Origin of the sequence: Brevibacillus sp., from assembly GCF_003521185.1 — a bacterium.
In the GTDB taxonomy this organism is placed as follows: domain Bacteria; phylum Bacillota; class Bacilli; order Brevibacillales; family Brevibacillaceae; genus Brevibacillus; species Brevibacillus parabrevis.
This window is the reverse complement of record NZ_DOTK01000069.1, coordinates 1-16,447: the sequence shown is the minus strand read 5'-3', so window position 1 is coordinate 16,447 and position 16,447 is coordinate 1. Positions and strand designations below refer to the sequence as shown.

The following is a 16,447-nucleotide window of genomic DNA, read 5'->3' as shown; positions in this document are numbered from 1 at the left end:
CCGGAGAGAAGCTGTTCTGATCAAGAAAATGAATTTGAAATCGCTTTCAAATAGGCAGGGACAAAACCGTTTATTCGGTTTTGTCTTGCAAAAGCGCCACAACCTCTTCCACAGTCGCAAGAGCAAGAACTTGCTCCGCCAGCTGCTGCGCTTTTTCCATATTGGTGTTGCGAATGCGCTCTTTGACCTTCGGCATAACCGAAGCGGCGCCACTGAACTCGTCGAGGCCCATGCCAAGCAACAGCTCGGTAGCGAGCGGGTCGCCAGCCATCTCTCCACATAGCCCCGTCCAGATTCCTGCCCGGTGGGAAGCGGCGATGACGTTGGAGATAAGCCGCAGTACCGCAGGGTGGTAGTAGCTGTAGAGATCGGCAACGTTCGCGTTCATTCTGTCGACCGCAAGCGTGTATTGCACGAGATCGTTGGTGCCAATGCTGAAGAAATCGACTTCTTTGGCAAAAGCGTCAGCTTGCAGGCAGGCACCGGGAATTTCCATCATCATGCCGACTGAGATTTGCTCGTCAAAGGCGACGCCTTTTTCCCGCAGCTCGGCTTTTGCCTGTTCAAGCAAACGTTTGGCTTCCCGCAGTTGCCCCAGGTGGGAAATCATCGGGAACATGATCAGCAGCCGTCCAAAAGCACTGGCGCGCAATAGCGCTCGTAGTTGAACCAGAAACAGTTCCGGGCGGGCCAAGGAAATGCGCATCGCTCTGAAACCGAGAAACGGATTGTCTTCCTGGGGAAGCTCAAGCGCTGGCAAATGCTTGTCGCCGCCAACATCGAGGGTACGAATAATGACCGGCTTGTCGCCAAAGGCTACAGCAACTTGCTTGTAGGCGGCAAACTGCTCTTCCTCGTCGGGCAAAGTGCTGCGATCCATGAACAAAAACTCGGAGCGGAACAGGCCGATGCCTTCTACGCCAGATGCGGCAAGCGCGTCTGCTTCTTCGGGAACCGCCATGTTGGCCATCAAGTGAACGCGGTGTCCGTCAGTCGTTTCCGCAGGCAAATCCTTCAATGCCGCGTAGGCAGCGCGTTCAGCTGCTTCCTTGGCGGCCTTTTCCTCGTAGCGCGCCAACGTTTCCGTGTCAGGCGAAACAATCAGGTCGCCTGTGGCACCATCGAGGATCAGCAAGCTTCCGGCAGAGACTTTTTCCATCAACTGTTCTCCGGCTCCCATGACCGCCGGAATCCCCAAAGAACGAGCCAGGATAGCCGCGTGCGAGGTCGCGCCCCCTTTTACCGTGACGATGCCTCGTACAGATGCGAGCGGGAGTTGAAGCGTCTCCGAAGGGGTGACATCCCACGCCGCCAAAATAAACGGTTCCTCCGGGAAAACTGCCTCCTCGTCTGTGCCTGAGAGGTTGCGGATCAAGCGGCGGCTTACATCGCGGATATCGTCTGCCCGTTCTTTCATATAGGCGTCATCCATGCTTTCGAACAGGCCGACGAACTGGTCAGATACTTGCTGCACAGCAGCGGTGGCAGCCAACTGTTTGTTTTCGATCAGCGAGGACATTTCCCCGACAAAAGCCGGGTCTTCCAGAAAAGCCATATGCGCGGAAAGAATCGCTGCTTTTTCTGCGCCTAATTGCTCTTCTGTTTGTTCTCTCAGCTTTTCCAGCTGCTCGCGCGCTTGCTCGACGCTTCTGGCGAGCAGCTCCAGCTCTTTGCTCGTGTCTGCTGGCGCAGTTTGCGCGGGAGCGGACGGGGCAGCGTGTGCCAAAATGACGACTGGGGCGATCGAGATGCCGGAAGAAACCGGGATTCCTTTTAACATGTTTGCTTCACCTTCTTTCGCTGCGAATTAGCTCTGAAAAGATTGCTCAAACAATTGCTGAATGGAAGCTGCCACCGTTTCCTCGTCAGCGCCGTCCACGGATACGAGCAGCTTGTCGCCCTGGGTTGCGCCCAAGGTCATGATCCCCAAAATGCTGCGGCCATCCACTTGTTTCTCCCCTTTGTTCAGGGTGATTTTTGACTGGGTTTGCGCCGAGCGATTGACCAAAAGAGCGGCGGGACGAGCGTGAAGCCCGCCCTCTACCGTGACTGTTACTTCAAACTGAATCATGTGTACCTCCCCCAAACAGATGCTTCTTTGTCCAATCCGGTTATTTCAGGACGACTGTCATCAGCGGCTGCTGGCCAGCTGCGACATTTCCTTGCGCCACGACGTTCTTTTCCGCAACGACATCGCCGTTGGTAATGACAATCGGGGTAACGATCGGGCATCCGGACTCTTGCAATACGGCGATATCAAATTGAATCAGCTTGTCGCCCGCTTTTACCTGGTCGCCGACAGAGACGAAGGGGGTAAAGCCTTTGCCCTGCAATTTCACGGTATCGATCCCGATATGCATAAGCAGCTCCAGACCGCTGTCGGTCGACAAGCCAATCGCATGATGGGTAGGGAAGAGATGGGTGACTTTTGCGTCAACCGGAGCGTACAAGACGCCCTCAGTAGGCAAAATCGCTGCGCCATCGCCTACGACTCTCCCGGCAAATACGGGATCGGGTACTTCCGACAAAGGGACAACACTTCCGGTCAAAGGAGCCAGAAAGGTGATTTCTTGTTGTTGTTTTTTACGGGAAAACAGATTGCGTAGCATAAGTTCCTCCTTTTGCGTCTGAACGAAAATAGGCATGAGACGGTCTGAGCATACGACGACATACTTACTATGTCCGTATGATCTCACCGCTCATGCCTAGTCGAGCTAGTAACACGCAGGATTATCATCGATTTTGAGTTGTTGATTCAAGGCTGTTGCTGCAACAACCGATAAACATGCAAGGCCATGTAGCCGACTTCGTCTTCCGGGACTATGACTTCCAGCCGGTTCGAGATATAGGCAGCCAACTCGGACGCCAGTTCGTATGCTTCCGGAATCGTGGTTTGGACCCGGTCCAGCAAGGGGTTGTGAATGGTCTTTTGCTGGCGAATGCGCTCTACAGCAAAACGCAGATGAGTAATGAGACGGACGTAATCGACCGTGCTTCGCTCGATGGTTCTGTCTGTCCGCTGCTCGATCATGCTGACCAGTTCGCTGATCACATTCGTGAACTGAACGGCCTTTTTCACTGGCAGGTAGCTGATCGCCGAATGAATGTGCAAGGCGAGAAAACCGATTTCGCTATCTGGAATATCCAGGTCGAATGCCTTCTTGATCATGTCCGCAGCCCGTTTTGCCAGCGTGTACTCTTTGGTGTAGAGCGTCTGGATTTCAAACAGGAACGGGTTCACGATCTCCATGCCATTCCGCAGGCGGTAAATGGCGAACTGGATGTGGTCGGGCAGGGCGACGTGGACGTGTTCGTTAAGTTGCGGGGTAATTTCACTGGCGATAAGCGCGATAATCTCTTCGGCTATTCCTACCACGGCAGGATCGACCTGACTGAGTATCGTTTGGTACTGTTTCTGATGGTTTTCATTTTCCAGCCTGAAGCGCTTCTCCACACGCGGGTCATGGGCGGGGATGGTGTTCCCAGGCTTTGCGCCAAATCCGATTCCTTTTCCGAACAGCACAATTTCCAGCTTGGTGCCGGGTTCTTCCACAAGTACGACATTATGGTTCAACACACGCGTAATCGCATATGTTTTTTCCTGTTCACGGGACAAGCCATTCCACCACCTTTAAACAAAAAAGAGCCGAAAAAACCTTTTTAACAATTAAAAAGATCTTCTCGGCTCATGCCTGCATTACCAGTAACACGCCTTGTGAAAACGCTTCAATTAATGCTTATAATAGCTCAGCTTCACAAGCGTTGTCAATCACCCTGTTTGCATCGGAAAGTTATGGTTGAGTATAGAAGAGAGTATATGTATTTTCGCTGATTCTGGCAGCAGGATTTCCCCCTGCTTGTCCAGAAGTACGTGAACCGCCTATGGAAAAGAACTCAAACAAAGCGGGCGGATGCGTCAGAAGCAGTCCGCCTGCACGCTTTGTTCAAGGAAGAATCAAGATCTTCACTACTTGGTAAACTTGTCGGCAATCGTGGAAGCACAGAAAGAATTTGGCTTGATTTCCGCCCGGAAGTGATTGGTTTCAGCCAAACTCAGCAACGCCTGGATAAACTTGCGGGTAGGCCCGTTGGCACCGATGTCAAAGTGCAGACGTATCGGAGTATCGAGTTGATGATCGCGCAAATATTGGCGGACTTCAGTTGCCAAGCCTACCGCGTACATGGCTTCCTGGAAAATGCGCTGCTGCAAGGATGAATAACGGCGTTCCTGAAACTTGTGATAAAAGAAGGTCCCACCGTGTCCGGGTCGAATAACCGTGATGACCAGGGCGAAAAAGGTTCCGCGACTTTTCAGCTGGGAATCGGCACCCACAATAATCTCGAATGGACCTGCCATCGACGAGATGGTTTGTTCAATGTGGGAAAATACGTCTTCTTTTGCCAGCTGTCCTCTCGTCGGACTGTGAAAACGATCAAACAACGTGCTTGCAGAGGTTAAGCCCACTCGCATCCCTCCAGATAGAGGCTATCTGTGAATTACAAACATCTTCCGTACATCATTAATGTATGTAATCTGGCAGAGAGTATGTGAACAGGTATGGACAAAAACTTCGCGAATCAACATTTTGATCGGCACGCGTCTGTTTTTATGCGGCGAATGTCTGGCGAATGGAATCGCGCTTGTGGCGCCTTGCCTGCGAGCAAGCTGAGAATTGACCGGGAAAAAGAAAGCGGCTATTATGTGTGACTGCAATCGGAAAACGTCTGTAAAGGAGTTTTTACAATCGTGATGGAATCAGGTAAACACGAAGAATATATGAAAGCGGCGATGGAAGAAGCACAAAAAGCAGCGGCGATCGGAGAAGTGCCAATCGGGGCAGTCATCGTCCGCAACGGGGAAATCGTCGGCCGCGGCTACAATTTGCGGGAAACGCAAAAAGACCCGACTTTGCACGCGGAAATGATCGCGATCCGCGAAGCGAGCGAGCGACTGGGGGGCTGGCGGCTGATCGGCTGCACCTTGTATGTCACGCTGGAGCCTTGCCCCATGTGTGCGGGTGCCATCGTGCAGAGCCGCATCGAGCAGGTCGTGTACGGTGCAGGCGATCCCAAGGCAGGATGTGCCGGGACATTGATGAACTTGCTTGCTGAGCCGCGCTTCAATCATCAGGTTCCGGTGGTGGAAGGAGTCCTGGCAGACGAGTGCGCCCAGATGCTCAAAGATTTTTTCCGCGGCTTGCGCAAAAAAAGACAGTCAGATCAAAAGTGATCCAACTGTCTTTCGGGCATCGCCCGGTACTGTTTCTTCCGTAACATGCCGGGCAGACGTATTATTTGTTTACATTTTGCAGCAGGTTCAGTTCTTCTTCGGTCAGCTCGCGGTATTCGCCGGGAGCGAGTGCCGGGTCGAGATGGAGCGGGCCCATGCGAATGCGTTGCAGATAGGCGACATGCAGACCGAAGGCGGCAAACATCCGTTTGACCTGATGAAATTTTCCTTCCATAATGGTGACGCGAATCTCGGAGACTTCCCCGGACGAGAGAATTTCCAGCTTGGCAGGCAAGGTAGTGAAATCCTCCAACTCAACGCCTTTGGCAAATTCCCGGACGTGTTGCTCGGTAACGATGCCATCAATGCGGGCAAAATACTCCTTGTCCACTTTTTTCTTCGGGGAGAGCAGGCTGTGGGAGAGCTGTCCGTCATTGGTCAAAAGCAAAAGGCCCTCTGTGTCGATGTCCAGTCTGCCTACCGGGTGAACCTTGACCGCCCACTCGTAGGGAAGCAGGTCGACTACAGTTTGATGCACGTTATCTTCAGTAGCGGAAACTACCCCAGGGGGTTTGTTCAGCAGGACGTACACCCAGCGCTTGAAATTGATCGGCTCTCCGTCCACGGTAATTTCCTGCTCTTCGGCTACGACGTGCATGCCAGGATCGGTTGCGACTACGCCGTCCACAACAACCAGCCCTTGCTTCACCAGCGCTTTCACTTCCTTGCGCGTGCCAAACGCCATATTCGCCAGCACCTTGTCCAAACGTTCTCGTTTCATGTATGTTCCTCACTTTTCCTCTGGTCAAAAAAACCTGACTCGTGTTGTTAATAGTTTGGCCTAATGCGGCGAGCAAATCAAGGGGAAGCGTACAAGTTGAGTCTTGCACTTTTCGCGCAGATTTGCTATAGTTAATAATGTTTCTGACAAACCATTCATGGAGAGATACCCAAGTGGTCATAAGGGGACGCACTCGAAATGCGTTAGGCGTCGTGAGGCGTGCGTGGGTTCGAATCCCACTCTCTCCGCTTACAAGTGGCTCAACGGATAATTCCGTTGGAAAAATTAAACCATGAGTTTGCCTGATTGGCAGATTTGTGGTTTATTTTTTATAAAATCTGATTCTTGAAGAATATCTTTTCTTGTTATAATGCCTCATTTACGTAGAGAAGTAGACTTTCTCAAAGGTTTAATAGCATGAATATTTATCGAAAAAATCTGAATTTTATGTAATTAAACCGGTGCATTTTTTCAAAGGTGAACTGTTTGACCGTAAGCAAGAGATGATTGAATTGGAAAAAATATACATGAAGGGATCTCAGCTAGTGAGACAAGGCTAATATGATCTCTACTCTACAAATCTAACCTGTTATGTATGCAATGAAGTATAGAAAGAAACAAAAATCGTTATTTATATACAAATTCCAGATGCCCATAATTTTTACTGAATTGAATTACCATATATTGATATATAATAAAAATTATGGTATTGTTTATATGTAAAATAATTCAAAGGAAGTGTATTTAATGAAAAAAGCAATGTTTTTAGCAAGTAGTAGTTTATTATTATCCTTTTTGGTAATTTCTCCTGCATTTGCTATTAATAAGTCAGAAACAACTGATAAAGCAACTGATACGACAATTACAACCACACATAAGAATGGCTATACTACTAAGTCTTATAGTGGTGGGAAGGAAAAGATTACTCCAAATGTTGAAAAGAAAGTTTCGGCGTTATCTACTAGTAGTTTTTCAATGAAAAGAGGGAAATATGCAGATTTTTATGATGAGTCTTTGAAATCTTATAGTGATGGAAAATTAAAAACTTTTTCTAGTATAGATGTCGACTATACCGATACGAGCATTTCGACAGATTATATTTCTATCAAGGGATACACAAAGGCACATTGGAGTGGAGGTAATCCATATAATGCCGATAGAATTACTGTTCTTCCTGCTCAAACCATAAGCGCTTCTGGTGCTGCTACAGCATATAGTTATCCAGCTGCAGTATCAGTTAATTCTACATCTGGAGCACTGCAATTTTCGTGGCCATCCGAATATGATGATAATAGCTACGGTTTTGAATATGATTGGGATAAAATTACATCAAGAGTTAAAGGTAGCGGGAAGTTTACAGGAGTAATCGTAAATGACGTTTCAAATTTTAAATTCGGTTCAAAAACAACTTCTGTTTTAAATACGTTAGATATTTCTATTAACTAGATTATTAAAGGTAAGTGGAAGGTGATTTCTTTCACTTACCTTATTCATTCAGGAGTAGAACATGAATAAACAAATTTTTAAGCTATTACTATGCTCATTAGTGTTTATTTTGATGGCTTGTAGTATAAAAAATGAACAGGAACAGATAGCGTCAGAATGGGATAAGAATACGATAAATATGATTATGGAAGCAAAAAATGATGACGGTGGCTATACTATTTTGAATAGTGAAAGACCCTATTCCATATATGAAACGCGATATGCAGTAGAAATATTTAAGAAAGCTAACCAACCAATTCCCAGAAATAAAGAACTTGCAGGCTATGTGCATTCTTTTTTAAAATCGGAGAAAATCCAACTTAGGGATGAAAACGATTTAATAACTTTAAAATATGTTACGGATATTTCAAAAATGTTAAGTCTATCCTTAGATCAACAAGTGAAAAACCGTATAGTTAACAAGATTTCTGAATTAAAAGGAGAAAATGGATATTACTATTTTCCTTCCATGAATAAATTACTCGATAAAATAACGACATCAGAATTAGTCACAGATATATATGACAACTTGAATGTAAAATTTGAAAATCAAGATCTAGAGAAAAGTATACTTAACTGCCTTGAAAACAATGAAATAGAAGGAATAAACAGTAATTACAAGTACTCAATTTATAATAGTGCTATAAATATTTTACAAAAAGCAGGTTTCAATAAGCTTGAAAGTCTGGGTAGTATTAAAAAACTTGCAAGTGAAATTGAATCAGCTGGTTTTCCTACACCCAATGATCCCCTTGATCTTTATAATGTTGTCGCTAAAGTGAACATACTACAATCGCTTGGAAAACAACCAGTAATTTCTGCAGATTTTATTCATTACTTGGATTCTATAAAACTCAAGGATGATGGATTTAATTTTATTGATAATCAAGTGTCTGATCTTCAAGCAACTGTAGATATATTAAATTTTTATCACGATGCAGTGAATTTGCATCAACTAACCATAAATTTGAAGAAATATCAGAAAAGTACAGGTGTATTTGTCGTAAGGACTCCAATAAAAAAATCTAATATAACTACAACCATAATGGCTAACGCCGTATTAATGCATTTTGGGTATAATTCACTTAATGAGACAAGTACCTTTTTACAAAGGTTTAAAACTGATATGTCTGATCAGGATATGTTTTATTTGTCCGAGACTAACGAAGAGTTATTTAACACTATCAAAACGAATAATGACAAAATAATTATGAACGATGAGTATTACAAATTAGCTTTTTCAAGAACGAATATTGAGGAAAAAAGAAGAATAATAAATCAACTAAATGATAGGTTTTGGTTGGATATGAGTCTAAGAAATGTATATCTAGTTACTAAATCAATCAATTGTAAAGATTTATCTATTAAATTTGATTTCGATGTGTTTAAGTTATGGCTAAAATCCAATCAAAAACCGGATGGAGGGTATGCAATAAAAGGTGATGAATCAGATTTGATTGACACTTATGATACATTGTTACTGATGAAGGAATTAGATATGTCGCCTATAGATATACAAGGTATTACTAATTATGTTGATAATTTGAAAATTCCTGGCGGTGGATATGCATTTTTTGAGGGTGGAGAGCCGACGATGCTAGCAACTTTCTATGCTTTAGAATGTAAGAAATTAGTTACTCTTTTAGATAATCACTGAATAGTTTAATAAAGAAGGGAAGTTATTGTATGTTGGACTTTGGATCAGATTACCTGAGTTTTATTTATCCGTTTTTTCCGTTATTTTATTTCCTTTTTGTAGTATACGTTGCCCTAAAGATCCTGACTTATATGAAGAAGAAGGAGCAAGTTAGTCGAGAAATAAATGAACAATTAAAGGAAATTCTACTTTTGTTAAAATCTCGTAATAATAGTTAGATTCTCTTAATAATTAATAAAAAAATTGGTATTATTACTTAAATAAGAAGAGCGCCCCTCACTTAAATTAATAGTGGGGGATTTTTTTGGGCTTTATGTAAATATGGAAATTAAAAATATAACTTTTTATTTCCGGTGATAAGTTATCAAATGAAAAGATGTGTCTGAATCCCTCCAGCAAACGTTCTCGGTTCTGAGACTGAAAAGCCCGGAAGTAAAACATATGCTATGAGCGATTAGGGAACGAGATATGGTAAGATAATAGTTCTCCCTAGATATTTAAGCGGTGCTTCATGGCTGATCTAGGTTTGGTCTCCAAGGGCTTTACCGCAACATCATATGTTTCTAATAACTGATGTTTTCGTTGAGGAAATAAACTATTTTAAAAGTTTTATTATCCTGTAAACAATCGCATTGTAGGGTTCTTTGTGATCTGGAAATAAGGTGGGCCCCAGCTTATCAGAAAAATGAAAACGATATACGAAGAGATGCAGCTGTGGTACGCAGGCAAAATAGTGCTACGTATGGTCTTAAACTTTGAAGTAGCCTACCGTTACAAAAACAAATTCGTTCAAATAACGCCTGTTTATCATGGAGATAGACCTGTAATGTTTTTAGAGAAGGGATGTTTGCAACAAGATTAATTGCTGCTATCAAGAAGTTGAAAATCTTGTTGACAAGGAAACTTTCGATGCATAACATAATACATATAGGGGTATGCGTATAAAACAAAACTGGCAATTATACCACTTTTAATCATCCCAAATCTTTAGGAGGGAACACAACATGTCTGCGACACAACCGAGCTTTTCCGTTGATAAAATGTTGGACTGCAAAGGCTTGGCTTGCCCGATGCCTGTCGTTCGCACCAAAAAGGCGATGGAGCAACTCGCTCCCGGCCAGGTTCTGGAGGTGCAAGCGACTGACAAAGGCTCGCTGGCTGACATGAAAGGCTGGGCAAACAGCACAGGGCATCAGTATTTGGGCACCGTTCAGGAGGGAGAAGTCTTGAAGCATTTCCTTAGAAAAGCAAGCCAGCAGGAGACGAAGGCCGAGACGAAATATCCGCATACGATCACGAACGAAGAACTTCAAGCGAAGCTACAATCCGGCGAGCCGTTTACGCTTATCGATGTGCGGGAGCCTGCCGAATATGCCTTCGAGCGTATTTCTGTGGCCAAATCGATACCTATGGGGGTATTGGAGCAGCGATTGGCTGAGTTGCCGACCGATCGGGACATTTTTGTCATCTGCCGTTCCGGCAATCGCAGCGATCTCGCTTGCCGGCTGCTTGCCGACAAAGGCTTTTCACGAGTAAAAAACGTCGTGCCGGGTATGGCCCGCTGGGTTGGCCCGGTAGAAAAACAGTGAGGAGGAGATAAGCAATGAGCAACCAACAAGGAAAGGCACAAAAAATGTCGGCGCATGATTTGACTGAATTGCTGTTTGCCCAGGAGGAGCTGTTTATTCTTGATGTGCGCAACCAGGAGGATTACCAAGACTGGCGCATCGAAGGCCATCGGGTAGACTCCATCAATGTGCCGTACTTCGAGCTGATCGATGGAGTCGAGGCTGTCGTCGGGAAGCTTCCTGCCAGCCAAAAAATACTGGTCGTTTGCGCCAAGGAAGGCTCCTCGATTTTTGTAGCGGAGCAACTGGCGGATGCCGGACTTCATGACGTGTACTACCTCGAAGGCGGGATGAAGCAGTGGAGCGAGCATCTCGCGCCTGTCAAAGTGGGGGATTTGCGCGACGGCGGGGAAATTTATCAATTCGTCCGGATAGGCAAAGGCTGCTTGTCCTACATGATCGTCTCCGGTCAGGAAGCTGCTGTCGTTGACTCGGTACGCATGACAGACGTGTACGAAGCTTTTGCCAAAGAGCGTGGCTTGTCCATCAAACATACGATCGACACCCATTTGCATGCCGACCATATTTCCGGTGGCAGAAAGCTCGCCGAAAGCACAGGAGCTACTTACTGGCTGCCGGAAAAGGACGCGGAAGAAGTCGTTTTTGCCTACGAAAAGCTGGAGGAAGGAAAAAGCATTCAAGTCGGCAGCACGAGCATCTCCATTTTGCCGCTCTATTCCCCGGGACATACGATCGGGAGTACGTCGTTGATTGTAGATGACACCTACTTTTTGACAGGCGACATTTTGTTTGTGGCATCGATCGGGCGGCCGGATTTGGCTGGCAAAGCGCAAGATTGGGTGGGAGACCTGCGTGACACCCTGTATAATCGTTATCAGGAGCTGTCAAAAGATCTCCTGGTACTGCCCGCGCATTTTGGCAGCTATGTGGAGCTGGGAACAAACGGCGTTGTCTCAGCACGTTTGGGCGATCTGTACCGCAACAATCCGGGGTTGAACATCGCCGATGAAGGCGACTTCAGACGCACGGTTACCGAGGAGCTGCCGCCGCAGCCAAACGCCTATCAGGAAATTCGTCAAGTAAACATGGGCAGATTGAAGCCTGATGAAGAAGAACAGCGCGAGATGGAAACGGGACCGAACCGTTGCGCGGTTCACGATAAATAAAATCAACAAGGGGGAAAACGACATGGCAGATGTTGTTGTGGATACAAAAGGTCTTGCTTGCCCGATGCCGATTGTCAAAGCGAAGAAAGCGCTGGATACGTTGCAGCCAGGACAGACCATGGAAGTGCTCTCTACCGATAAAGGGTCGCTCCATGATTTTACGGCATGGGTGAAGCAGTCGAAAAACGAACTGGTGTCTCATGAGTTGGAGAACGGCGTATACAAGTTCCTGGTGAAAAAGCTGTAAGAAAAAGACTAAGCGGGCACGATGCAGAAGTGTTCGCTTAGTCCTTATTTTCATATACAATGCGAACGCCGAGGTCGGGGTAGGTTTCTTCGCGAAAATGGCCGTTCGGGCAAATCTTTTCACAAAGCAAGTGGCTTCGCACAGAACGCAGAGGTTCTTTGCAGACAGGGCAGCGATGTTGAAAAATGGCTTTTAAATAACGAACCATTTAAATCACCTTAATCATAGTTATTTACTTGGTTTTTATTGTACCTGAAAAATGCGCATTTGAAAAGTGGCTACGGCATTCTTGTGCGATTTGGGCGGAGAATGCGGGGAGGGCATATGGACGTCTTGCTGTATTTACTCATGATTTCTCTAGGATTTGTCGGTTCCTTTTTCTCCGGGATGCTGGGGATTGGCGGAGCGATTATCAATTATCCATTGCTGCTGTTTGTTCCGGCGGGCCTTGGATTGGCTCATTTCTCCGCTCAGGAGGTGTCGTCGATCTCGATGTTCCAGGTCTTTTTTGCCTCGCTGTCAGGGGTAATCGCTTTTCGCAAGCGAAATGGCAAAGGGTCGCCCCTGGTGCATAAAGGACTCGTCAGAGATATGGGAATCGGCATCCTGGCAGGAAGTTTGTTGGGTGGCCTGGCTTCCAAATACATGTCTGGTGACAGCATCAACCTCGTTTACGGTATATTGGCTGTCGTAGCGGTCATTTTGATGCTGAAAAAGAACAAAGGGACTCAGGAACAGGCAGCAGAGATCGTCTACAATCGGTTCGTCGCCATCCCGATCGCTTTTGTGGTAGGCGTTGTCTCCGGAATTGTCGGAGCGGGGGGTGCCTTCATCCTGATTCCGATCATGCTGACGATCCTCAAGATTCCTACGCGTGTCACGATTGCCTCGTCACTCGCTATCGTATTCATTTCCGCCATCGGTGGTGTCGCAGGCAAATTGTACGCGGGACATATTCCGCTGGTTCCGGTCCTGTTTACGGTCATTGGCAGTGTCCTGGGTGCGCCTTTGGGCAGTGTGGTCAGCGCCAAGATCGATGTCAAATATTTGCGGTACGGTCTGATTGTGCTGATCTGCGCTACGGCGATCAAAGTGTGGAGCGATATTTTGTAAGTGAGAAAAGAAGCATGGAGAGTCGAGAGCGGCTTCTTTTCGCTCATTTTTATACCTATAGGAGTAACAGTATTTAACGGGAGGGCTTAACGATGGAAAATCAGAAAGAGAAAACGACGATTGTTCTTTTCAGCGGCGATTTGGATAAAGCGATCGCGGCTTTTATCATAGCGAACGGGGCTGCTGCCTACGATCACGACGTCACGATCTTTTTTACCTTTTGGGGCTTGAATACGATGCGCAAGGACGAGATCGTCAAAGTCAAAAAAGGCTGGCTGGAGAAAATGTTTGGCTGGATGATGCCGAGAGGGGCGCAGCAGCTGGGGTTGTCCAAAATGAATATGCTGGGGATGGGCCCGGAAATGATCAAGCATGTCATGAAAAAGCACAATGCCCTGACGCTGCCCCAACTGATCGAGCTGGCGCAGGAGCAAGGAGTCAAGCTGGTTGCCTGCACGATGACGATGGATTTGCTGGGCTTGCAGCAGGAAGAATTGCTGGACGGAATGGAGTACGCGGGCGTGGCAGCCTACTTGGGCGATGCGACACAGGCGAAGGTGAACCTCTTTATTTAAGAGGTGAAAAGCAGACAGGCTTGCTTGACAAAGCCTGTCTTTTGCATAATATACCTGTATACGTATCCGCGATCCTAAAAACGGGAGGACTTCACATGGATTACAACTACGGTGACGATATTAAAAGACGTTTGCGAAAAATTGAAGGACAAATCCGTGGCGTGTTGAGAATGATGGACGAGCAAAAAAGCTGCAAAGAAGTAGTCGCCCAGCTATCTGCTGTCCGCAACGCGTCTGACAAGGCAATCGCGCAGATCGTAGCGGAGAATTTGCAGCGCTGTCTGTTGGAGGAGCAGGCACTCGGAGGCGACACAAGCAAGATGGTAAAAGAAGCGGTAGAGCTGTTGGTGAAAAGTCGCTAATTCACTAGGAAGGATGTTCAAATGGACTTCACGACGATTTTGCTTATTATTGTGTATGCATTGACAACTTGGTATTTGATTTCCCGCTTCATGCCTGTAAAAGGGCTGGAAAACCTGCGAGCCGAGCAATTCAAGGAGCGGGTGAATCAAAAAAGCAGAGTGATGCTGATTGACGTGCGCGAGCCACACGAGTTCAAGAAGGGTCACATTCCTACAGCCGTCAACATCCCTCTGTCCCAGTTGAACAGCCGGGTGAAGGAAGTTTCCCCGAAAAACGATATTTTGTTGTACTGCCGCAGCGGGATGCGCAGCAAGCAAGCGGCGAAAATCCTGAAAAAACACGGCTTTACGCAAATGGCGCACCTTCAGGGTGGACTGGTCACCTGGCAAGGACCGACCAAACAAAAGTAACGAAAAAAGAAACGAGCATCTGCGAAAGCGGGTGCTTTTTCATTTGCACAAAAAATACATGCTTGACAGATGATTTGGTTGTAACTAAAATGATTACAACAAGATAAGCAAGCCCAGGCCATTATTTTTTGCAACTGATGTAACTTGTTTAGTTACAACTAAAATGGCGGCCTATCATTCATAACCCGAGTTTTGGTGACTCAATCTAAATACATGGAGGGAATAGAACAATGAAAATCGCAATCGTAGGCGCAAGCGGCAAAGCAGGAAAATGGATCATGAAGGAAGCGTTGGATCGCGGCCATCAGGTGACAGCGGTTGTTCGTGACGCATCCAAAATCGACGAACCGAAAGCAGCTGTTCTGGAAAAAGACGTGTTCGCTCTGACAGCAGCCGATTTGAAAGACTTTGATGCAGTAGTCAATGCATTTGGCGCTCCTGCCGGAAAAGAACACCTGCACGTCGAGGCTGGCAACGTATTGATCGAAGCGATGAAGGGAGCACCTTCGACTCGTCTGCTTGTGGTAGGGGGAGCAGGGAGCTTGTTCGTAGACGAAGCGAAGACGACTCGTGTCATGGAAACTCCTGATTTTCCGGGAATCTACCTGGCAACAGCGCAAAACCAGGGAGAAAACTTGCGCATTTTGCAAGAAACGACGGGGATTCAATGGACCTTTATCAGTCCATCCGCTTTCTTTGATCCAGAAGGAGCCAGAACAGGCACTTATCAGCTTGGCAAAGATCATTTGCTCGTCAATGCAAGCGGACAAAGCTATGTCAGCTACGCGGACTACGCCATTGCCGTTCTTGATGAAATCGAAAATCCGCAACACCTCAACCAACGATTCACCGTTGGGTCCAACTAACAAAATAGAGTCAGGCATGCAGAAAAGACCAGCCATCCCGGATTGGTCAAGACCCCATTTAGTTTTCGTTGTGCTCTTTTCTCGTTATAAAAGAGAATAAATTCTTCTATTCGCCTTTGTGCTTCCTCTATACTTGGGATATCGTAGGGATAGAGTGCTTCGACTTTCAGATGGGAAAAGAAGCTCTCCATAGAGGCATTGTCATAACAATTTCCTCGGCGTGACATGCTGATTTGGGCTCCAACCTTTGGCAGCATGTCGTGGTAAGCATGGGACGTGTACTGGTACCCTTGATCGCTATGAACGATCAACCCAGCCACGTCTTTTTGCTTTTCAAATGCTTTCCTGAAGGTTTCTAACACAAGTGGATTATCGTTACGCTGGCTTAGATGATAAGCGACAATCTCATTGTTCCATAGATCTTTAATAGCAGATAAGTAAATCCGATCGTCAAATACCTGAAATGGTGTGACATCCGTTACCCACTTTTGATTAGGCCCTTCCGCAGTGAAATTCCGTTGCAGCAAATTTTCCGTGATTCTGCCATCCGACACAGCCGTACCCTCCCGATTCAAGATGTGTCACCCTTTTTTTAAGACCTCTACCTCCAGTTGTAGACGCCGAATCTGCCGATCCTGCTCCGTTTCAATCCGATGAGGATTTCCACGCCCGTCCTTGAATGATGCTTCTCCATTTTCACGATACTTTCTCATCCACGTTCTGACGCGGTATTTATCCTGGACCCCTAGGTGTTCTGCAATCTTTCTGTAACTCCATCCTTCTTCCACGTGCAAGCGAACCGCTTCTACGTCGAATGATTCTGGATAATGTTTACATTTGTATCCTTTCACTGCCATGACGAAAAGCACCCCCCTAGAATTACATCGGATTAACCTAGGGGTTTTTCCAATGTCTATTCTAAGGGGGGGTACTTCAAAGCATTGAAGTGCCCCCTGTCAAGTAGA

19 protein-coding genes and 1 tRNA gene are annotated in these 16,447 nt (G+C 46.4%); 12 read left to right on the top strand and 8 right to left on the bottom strand.

Features of this window, described 5'->3' with window-relative positions; translation table 11 throughout:
- Positions 1–70: 70 nt before the first annotated feature.
- The 5 genes from ptsP to DEP07_RS20940 all read right to left on the bottom strand — a co-directional run bounded on the left by ptsP (position 71) and on the right by DEP07_RS20940 (position 4,471).
- Complete coding sequence (gene ptsP, locus DEP07_RS20960; RefSeq protein ID WP_287102974.1) at positions 71–1,780, bottom strand: phosphoenolpyruvate--protein phosphotransferase; 1,710 nt, start codon at positions 1,778–1,780, stop codon at positions 71–73.
- Between the two features lie 27 nt (positions 1,781–1,807).
- Positions 1,808–2,071, bottom strand: a complete 264-nt coding sequence (locus DEP07_RS20955; protein WP_063230279.1) for an HPr family phosphocarrier protein — start codon at positions 2,069–2,071, stop codon at positions 1,808–1,810.
- 40 nt (positions 2,072–2,111) lie between these two features.
- Positions 2,112–2,609 carry a PTS sugar transporter subunit IIA gene (locus tag DEP07_RS20950; protein WP_242773344.1) on the bottom strand — a complete coding sequence of 166 codons (498 nt, stop codon included), beginning with the start codon at positions 2,607–2,609 and terminating at the stop codon, positions 2,112–2,114.
- 146 nt (positions 2,610–2,755) lie between these two features.
- A complete protein-coding gene (gene glcT, locus DEP07_RS20945) occupies positions 2,756–3,616 on the bottom strand; it encodes a glucose PTS transporter transcription antiterminator GlcT (RefSeq protein ID WP_122966062.1) in 861 nt (286 codons plus the stop codon).
- Positions 3,617–3,967: 351 nt separating this feature from the next.
- The gene (locus tag DEP07_RS20940; RefSeq protein ID WP_217365347.1) at positions 3,968–4,471 is read right to left on the bottom strand and encodes a ribonuclease H-like YkuK family protein; all 504 of its coding nucleotides are present in this window, start codon (positions 4,469–4,471) and stop codon (positions 3,968–3,970) included.
- A 279-nt stretch (positions 4,472–4,750) separates the two neighbouring features.
- Here DEP07_RS20940 and tadA point away from each other — a divergent pair, with 279 nt between their 5' ends.
- Positions 4,751–5,230, top strand: coding sequence for a tRNA adenosine(34) deaminase TadA (gene tadA, locus DEP07_RS20935; protein ID WP_217365353.1), 480 nt, complete (start codon positions 4,751–4,753; stop codon positions 5,228–5,230).
- Positions 5,231–5,291: 61 nt separating this feature from the next.
- Here tadA and DEP07_RS20930 read toward each other — a convergent pair whose 3' ends face one another.
- Positions 5,292–6,011, bottom strand: coding sequence for a pseudouridine synthase (locus tag DEP07_RS20930; protein WP_122966061.1), 720 nt, complete (start codon positions 6,009–6,011; stop codon positions 5,292–5,294).
- 159 nt (positions 6,012–6,170) lie between these two features.
- On the opposite strand from DEP07_RS20930, the gene DEP07_RS20925 reads away from it, so the two are divergent.
- From DEP07_RS20925 to DEP07_RS20875, 11 genes are all read left to right on the top strand, one after another.
- Positions 6,171–6,259, top strand: a tRNA-Ser gene (locus DEP07_RS20925).
- Positions 6,260–6,758: 499 nt separating this feature from the next.
- Complete coding sequence (locus DEP07_RS20920; protein ID WP_122966060.1) at positions 6,759–7,457, top strand: hypothetical protein; 699 nt, start codon at positions 6,759–6,761, stop codon at positions 7,455–7,457.
- Between the two features lie 61 nt (positions 7,458–7,518).
- Entirely contained in the window at positions 7,519–9,153 is a 1,635-nt protein-coding gene (locus DEP07_RS20915; protein WP_122966059.1) for a prenyltransferase/squalene oxidase repeat-containing protein, read from the top strand.
- A gap of 1,004 nt (positions 9,154–10,157) precedes the next feature.
- A complete protein-coding gene (locus DEP07_RS20910; protein ID WP_173598005.1) occupies positions 10,158–10,742 on the top strand; it encodes a sulfurtransferase TusA family protein in 585 nt (194 codons plus the stop codon).
- Positions 10,743–10,756: 14 nt separating this feature from the next.
- Complete coding sequence (locus DEP07_RS20905) at positions 10,757–11,908, top strand: MBL fold metallo-hydrolase (RefSeq protein WP_287102973.1); 1,152 nt, start codon at positions 10,757–10,759, stop codon at positions 11,906–11,908.
- 22 nt (positions 11,909–11,930) lie between these two features.
- Complete coding sequence (locus tag DEP07_RS20900) at positions 11,931–12,155, top strand: sulfurtransferase TusA family protein (RefSeq protein WP_122966055.1); 225 nt, start codon at positions 11,931–11,933, stop codon at positions 12,153–12,155.
- A gap of 324 nt (positions 12,156–12,479) precedes the next feature.
- On the top strand, positions 12,480–13,268 hold the full coding sequence (locus DEP07_RS20895; RefSeq protein ID WP_122966054.1) for a sulfite exporter TauE/SafE family protein: 789 nt from the start codon (positions 12,480–12,482) through the stop codon (positions 13,266–13,268).
- 92 nt (positions 13,269–13,360) lie between these two features.
- Positions 13,361–13,843 (top strand): DsrE/DsrF/DrsH-like family protein, encoded by a 483-nt coding sequence (locus DEP07_RS20890; RefSeq protein WP_287102972.1) that lies wholly within the window; start codon positions 13,361–13,363, stop codon positions 13,841–13,843.
- Between the two features lie 95 nt (positions 13,844–13,938).
- Complete coding sequence (locus tag DEP07_RS20885; protein ID WP_063230289.1) at positions 13,939–14,205, top strand: metal-sensitive transcriptional regulator; 267 nt, start codon at positions 13,939–13,941, stop codon at positions 14,203–14,205.
- A 21-nt stretch (positions 14,206–14,226) separates the two neighbouring features.
- Positions 14,227–14,616, top strand: a complete 390-nt coding sequence (locus DEP07_RS20880) for a rhodanese-like domain-containing protein (protein WP_063230290.1) — start codon at positions 14,227–14,229, stop codon at positions 14,614–14,616.
- A gap of 230 nt (positions 14,617–14,846) precedes the next feature.
- Positions 14,847–15,482: an NAD(P)-dependent oxidoreductase gene (locus tag DEP07_RS20875; protein ID WP_122966052.1), complete on the top strand. Its 636-nt coding sequence runs from the start codon at positions 14,847–14,849 to the stop codon at positions 15,480–15,482.
- On the opposite strand, the gene DEP07_RS20870 is transcribed toward DEP07_RS20875, so the two are convergent.
- On the bottom strand, positions 15,479–16,036 hold the full coding sequence (locus DEP07_RS20870) for an IS3 family transposase (RefSeq protein WP_229049784.1): 558 nt from the start codon (positions 16,034–16,036) through the stop codon (positions 15,479–15,481). The two genes, DEP07_RS20875 and DEP07_RS20870, sit on opposite strands and share 4 nt — an antisense overlap.
- Positions 16,037–16,063: 27 nt before the next feature.
- Positions 16,064–16,339, bottom strand: coding sequence for a helix-turn-helix domain-containing protein (locus DEP07_RS20865; RefSeq protein ID WP_173599945.1), 276 nt, complete (start codon positions 16,337–16,339; stop codon positions 16,064–16,066).
- Between the last annotated feature and the right edge of the window lie 108 nt (positions 16,340–16,447).

Excerpts from the sequence above, each read along its gene's own strand:
- DEP07_RS20875 (WP_122966052.1), top strand. The coding sequence starts at position 14,847 with ATGAAAATCGCAATCGTAGGCGCAAGCGGCAAAGCAGGAAAATGGATC.
- tadA (WP_217365353.1), top strand. The coding sequence starts at position 4,751 with ATGGAATCAGGTAAACACGAAGAATATATGAAAGCGGCGATGGAAGAA.
- DEP07_RS20955 (WP_063230279.1), bottom strand. The coding sequence starts at position 2,071 with ATGATTCAGTTTGAAGTAACAGTCACGGTAGAGGGCGGGCTTCACGCT.
- DEP07_RS20910 (WP_173598005.1), top strand. The coding sequence starts at position 10,158 with ATGTCTGCGACACAACCGAGCTTTTCCGTTGATAAAATGTTGGACTGC.
- DEP07_RS20900 (WP_122966055.1), top strand. The coding sequence starts at position 11,931 with ATGGCAGATGTTGTTGTGGATACAAAAGGTCTTGCTTGCCCGATGCCG.
- DEP07_RS20890 (WP_287102972.1), top strand. The coding sequence starts at position 13,361 with ATGGAAAATCAGAAAGAGAAAACGACGATTGTTCTTTTCAGCGGCGAT.
- DEP07_RS20950 (WP_242773344.1), bottom strand. The coding sequence starts at position 2,609 with ATGCTACGCAATCTGTTTTCCCGTAAAAAACAACAACAAGAAATCACC.
- DEP07_RS20940 (WP_217365347.1), bottom strand. The coding sequence starts at position 4,471 with ATGCGAGTGGGCTTAACCTCTGCAAGCACGTTGTTTGATCGTTTTCAC.
- DEP07_RS20865 (WP_173599945.1), bottom strand. The coding sequence starts at position 16,339 with ATGGCAGTGAAAGGATACAAATGTAAACATTATCCAGAATCATTCGAC.
- DEP07_RS20880 (WP_063230290.1), top strand. The coding sequence starts at position 14,227 with ATGGACTTCACGACGATTTTGCTTATTATTGTGTATGCATTGACAACT.
- DEP07_RS20885 (WP_063230289.1), top strand. The coding sequence starts at position 13,939 with ATGGATTACAACTACGGTGACGATATTAAAAGACGTTTGCGAAAAATT.
- DEP07_RS20905 (WP_287102973.1), top strand. The coding sequence starts at position 10,757 with ATGAGCAACCAACAAGGAAAGGCACAAAAAATGTCGGCGCATGATTTG.
- ptsP (WP_287102974.1), bottom strand. The coding sequence starts at position 1,780 with ATGTTAAAAGGAATCCCGGTTTCTTCCGGCATCTCGATCGCCCCAGTC.
- DEP07_RS20895 (WP_122966054.1), top strand. The coding sequence starts at position 12,480 with ATGGACGTCTTGCTGTATTTACTCATGATTTCTCTAGGATTTGTCGGT.
- DEP07_RS20915 (WP_122966059.1), top strand. The coding sequence starts at position 7,519 with ATGAATAAACAAATTTTTAAGCTATTACTATGCTCATTAGTGTTTATT.
- DEP07_RS20930 (WP_122966061.1), bottom strand. The coding sequence starts at position 6,011 with ATGAAACGAGAACGTTTGGACAAGGTGCTGGCGAATATGGCGTTTGGC.
- DEP07_RS20920 (WP_122966060.1), top strand. The coding sequence starts at position 6,759 with ATGAAAAAAGCAATGTTTTTAGCAAGTAGTAGTTTATTATTATCCTTT.